This is a genomic window from Ruegeria sp. BHSB064 (assembly GCF_059613205.1).
Genome location: NZ_JBXWSB010000211.1, coordinates 1 through 4,212, shown reverse-complemented (window position 1 = coordinate 4,212; position 4,212 = coordinate 1). Strand labels below are relative to the sequence as shown.

Genomic DNA, 4,212 nt, shown 5'->3' with positions numbered 1-4,212 from the left:
CTGTTTTTCTGCCTCTCACTCGGGGCCCTTGGAAAAACTCAGATCCCGCTGGCTGCAGCGGCAGGTTCGGCGTTAACGACGGTTCTTATCGTTTATGGCGGGTCGATTTCTCCGTTTTCGGATGAGGCGGACGTCAAAAGCATCACGCGCGTTATTCAAGTCGCCAGCGCCGCTTTCTTTGTCATTGCGGCATATGTCGTTGTTGATGAGTTCTGGCCGGAAAGAAAGCAACGCGCAGTTCAGTGACCTTCCGAGGTAAACCGAGTTTGCGAAAAGTCCGGCAATTGCTCAGGCGATATTCGCGCAAACGGAAGGCAAGCGGATGCAGCGCGGGATCTTGCGAAGTTTACTTTAACTTCTGTTCCAAGCGGTACTGCGTCGGCGTTGTGCCGGTTTGCCCTCGAAAAAACCGGGTGAAATGGGACTTGTCCGAATAGCCGAGCGTTAGTCCAATCTCGGCAATTGTCATTTCACCCGCTTTCAGATGTTCTTTGGCGACATCAACGCGCAGCCGCTTGATTTCGCGGGGCAGCGTTGTGCCTTGCTGCTGAAGTGCTCGGGAAAATCGCTCTGGTGGTATACCCAGCAAGCCTGCCACCACCTCTGGCCCTAAATAGGCTTCATCCAACTTGTCGCGCAAGACAGATCGCAATGCGGCAACCACGGTCACTTCTTCCTTTTCCCGAACTGAGGCGACAGGCGCGGTCGATGCGTTTGAAACGTGGTTCAGGAACAGCCATTCCACGGGAAAGCTGATTTGCATCCCGGGATCGGCCCCAAGGCCGACCTCGATCCCTTTGTAGTCGAGTGGCAGGCCATTGATGTATCTGCTTTCCCAACGCACTTGGGAAGGGTCCCAGGAGTTTCCGACAACGGTTTGCAACAGACGGACGTAAATTGCGGCCCCAAAACCTGTGACCTGAATAGGTGGAACCGTTGGTTCCTGTTGTCTCTCAATCCGATAAGTCGCTTTGTCGGCTTCTATGACGAGACTGTGCCGCACAGAGTTGGATTCCTGCGGAACAAGCCCGACGAAACGCGCAAAAAATTCGAACAGCGTAGTTGTCGACTGCAATGCCTGAGCGAATGGAGGCCACCCTTGCAGATCGAATGTTTCCCCTACATTGAGTCCAAGAAATCGGTCGCCTGACAATTCAGAGAAGGCGTTCAACAGACCATAGACCAACTCTGAGTGGACATAGACAGATGGGTCGGACAAGAGTTCAGCTTTCAATCCGACCTGATCCAAAGCTGGTTGTGGATCGATCCCCCGGGTGGTGAGAAACTGCAAAAACGGGGCTGCTAAAGCGAGGCGGATAAAGCCTTCGCTATGCTCTTGAGAGGTTGAATTGAACGGCAAGCTTGTCACCCTTGGTTAGGCCAGCAGTTTTACCCGGTGGCCACTTTAGCCTTCATATTCGAACATCCTAATACAAAAGTGGCAACCGAGCCAAAAGTTTCCACTCTACAGTTAGGGAAACATGAATATGAAGGGAGACCTCATGTCCGGCTCACGAATGTCCTTTTACGCATCTGTGACTATCGCAGCGGTTTTGGCTTTTCCTATGCTTGCCTCGGCTCAGGATCAGGACGAGCCGCAAACATTGTTCACCAACGTCCATGTCTTCGATGGCGTGAATGAGCAGCGTATCGAAAACGCGAGTGTTCTGGTCGAGGGCAATTTGATCAAGGCTGTGTCCACAGACGCGATCGATGCACCCGACGCTGCTGTCATTGACGGCGGTGGGCGCACGCTGACGCCCGGTTTCATCGAACTTCACGCGCACCTTATGCTGATGGGTCCTACGTTGCCGGCGATGGAGGCCAACACGACGTGGGAGGATTTTGCCATTCACGGTGCGCGGATGGCCGAGATGTATCTCATGCAAGGGTTTACCACAGTCAGGGATGCGGGTGGCGCCAATGGCGGGCTGCGAAGGGCCATTGATGCGGGTCAAATAGACGGCCCCCGGTACTATCCTTCTGGGGCATTCATCGGAACACGGGGTGGCCACGCAGACTTCGCAAATTTCACTGCTCCACCGGGCGCTGAGACGAACATGAGCCGCCTGAACCTGGCGCAAGAGATCAGCGGTGTCGATGACGTCTATAAATTCGCGCGCAACAATTTTCGCATGGGTGCAACGCAGTTGAAATTCATGCAATCCGGTGGCGTGGTTTCGGCCTTTGATCCATGGCAATTGCTGGCTGGATCGCCAGAGGAAATAAAAGCAGCCGTGCAAGTCGCAAATGAGTATGGCAGCTACGTAATGGCGCATTCTTACCGAAAAGAAGCAATCCTGAATGCGCTGGATGCAGGCGTGATGTCGATCGAACATGGGTTCTCGTTCGATTGTGAAATCGCTGAGGTCATGAACGAAAAGGGGGCATATATCACGACCAACCTGACGGCCTTCGATCCCGGGTTGCTTGATATTCCTGCGGTGGCAAACGTTCCGTCCAGCCTTGCCAAAGCAAAATCCGCCTCGGCCACATTTGCAGGTTACATCGACAATATGAAGGAATGCCCGGTGAAGCGAGGGTTCCAGACAGACTGTGTAGGGTCGGTTGAAGCGTGCAATATCCAGATTGCCTACGAAAAACACCTGAACAATGAATTTTTCGGCCCGTATACCTCGTTGGTGACGATGACCTCGACAGGTGGTGAGGTGGTCGCTTTGTCAGGTGACTTTATGAACCCGTATACGGCCGGAAAGCTTGGCGTGATCGAAGCAGGGGCTTATGCCGACATCCTTTTGATTGATGGAAATCCGCTCGAAGACTTCTCGGTCGTTGGAACGGGTGATCAGTGGTTTGGTGCGGACCCCAGGCCGGAAAGCCCTGAAACGATCCGCCTGGTTATGAAAGATGGCGTGATATACAAAAACACGCTGGACTGATTGATTCCGCAGCCGGAGGGTGTTCATGCGCAATTGGTTACGATCCACAATAGTCGCAGGGTTGGTTTGGTGCGGTCCCCCCGCGTTGGCCTCGAATGGGGTGGCGTTGGACTGGGCGGATCTTCCAGACCCGTCCGCGCAAATCTTTGAAGATCCTTATCGCGATCTCAGCCCGGAACAATTTGACGATGTTCTGTTTGTTGTCCGACTGCGCGGCAGGATACAGCAAGACAATGGCAGCGAAGAAGAACGGCAGAAATGGCAAGAGCTGCTCGCTGAGACTGAGGACGCCCTGGCAGCTGACGGAATTGATATCGACTGGCTGCTCGATCAGCGGGAGGTCGTGACAGAACGCCGAAGAAAAGCTGGTACAAACGGGAATCCGCAATTCGACGGTCAAACAATCACACTCGCAGGCTTTGCTATTCCTGCCCCAAGCGATCCGGACGGTCGGCCCGTGGCCTATTTGGTGCCAGAGCGCGGGATGTGCAGTCACATGCCTCCGCCCCCTCCTAACCAGATGATCCGCGTGCGGTTGAACGACGATTGGATACCCAGCTATTTCCACGAACCCGTTCGGCTAACCGGTAAGCTGACTATCGATCCTTCTGTTCAAAATATGATGGTTGTGGATGGCCTTATGCCTATGAACGCGACTTTCCAGTTGGATACGGAACGTGTCGAAACTCTGGAAACCGAGGCAGACAGGCTGGAATGGAAACAGCGAGCCGCTGATCGCATCCGGGCGGCAGGAAATCGCAAGACCGGCGGGGCAAGGGCGTCTGAATGATAAGACTTCTGGTTGCCGCATTGAGCCTTGCCTTCGCTGGCGCAGCGTCGGCTCAGGGGCTATCAGGGCCCTCTTCGGTCGAAGCTGATCTTGAGCCCGGAGACGGGCTGACCGACCCACAATATCGTTCCGATTTTCCGCGCAATATCGCACCGGGCTGGTTTCAGTGGAAAGATCGTCTGGCTGAAGGTGGGTTTCGGTTCAACATTGATTACCTGGCATTGGGCCAAACCACGAATGCTGATCTGGGAACCGGCAAGGCAGCCAGCGGAATTGCGCGCCTCTACGGTAGTTGGCAGGCAACTGAACGGGGTTCCCTGATATTCAAGATAGAAGACCGGCACAGTTACACGGACGTTGCTCCGCAGTTTCTCGGGCTGAATGGCGGGGCCCGTTCGATCACAGGGACAGCGTTCAACGATAACGGTTTGTTACTCACCAATCTGTTCTGGACCCAACGGGCCGAAAACGGTTCATGGACGCTGCAAGTTGGGCAGATCGATGTCACGGATTTCGTTGACA

4 protein-coding genes and 1 pseudogene are annotated in these 4,212 nt (G+C 54.4%); 4 read left to right on the top strand and 1 reads right to left on the bottom strand.

Annotated elements, in window-relative coordinates; all coding sequences use genetic code 11:
* A partial coding sequence (locus AC2FNU_RS24165) for a hypothetical protein (RefSeq protein WP_496793900.1) occupies window positions 1-246 on the top strand: 246 nt, incomplete at its 5' end.
* Window positions 247-346: 100 nt separating this feature from the next.
* Here the strand turns inward: AC2FNU_RS24165 and AC2FNU_RS24160 are convergent.
* Complete coding sequence (locus AC2FNU_RS24160; protein WP_496793897.1) at window positions 347-1,360, bottom strand: AraC family transcriptional regulator; 1,014 nt, start codon at window positions 1,358-1,360, stop codon at window positions 347-349.
* A gap of 142 nt (window positions 1,361-1,502) precedes the next feature.
* On the opposite strand from AC2FNU_RS24160, the gene AC2FNU_RS24155 reads away from it, so the two are divergent.
* From AC2FNU_RS24155 to AC2FNU_RS24145, 3 genes and pseudogenes are all read left to right on the top strand, one after another.
* Window positions 1,503-2,900 carry an amidohydrolase family protein gene (locus tag AC2FNU_RS24155; RefSeq protein WP_496793895.1) on the top strand — a complete coding sequence of 466 codons (1,398 nt, stop codon included), beginning with the start codon at window positions 1,503-1,505 and terminating at the stop codon, window positions 2,898-2,900.
* A gap of 25 nt (window positions 2,901-2,925) precedes the next feature.
* A complete protein-coding gene (locus tag AC2FNU_RS24150; RefSeq protein ID WP_496793891.1) occupies window positions 2,926-3,690 on the top strand; it encodes a DUF3299 domain-containing protein in 765 nt (254 codons plus the stop codon).
* Window positions 3,687-4,212, top strand: a pseudogene (locus AC2FNU_RS24145) (carbohydrate porin); the annotation flags it as partial. The gene AC2FNU_RS24150 and the pseudogene AC2FNU_RS24145, both read left to right, overlap by 4 nt.

Coding starts and splice junctions, on each gene's coding strand:
- AC2FNU_RS24155 (WP_496793895.1), top strand. CDS start 1,503: ATGTCCGGCTCACGAATGTCCTTTTACGCATCTGTGACTATCGCAGCG.
- AC2FNU_RS24150 (WP_496793891.1), top strand. CDS start 2,926: ATGCGCAATTGGTTACGATCCACAATAGTCGCAGGGTTGGTTTGGTGC.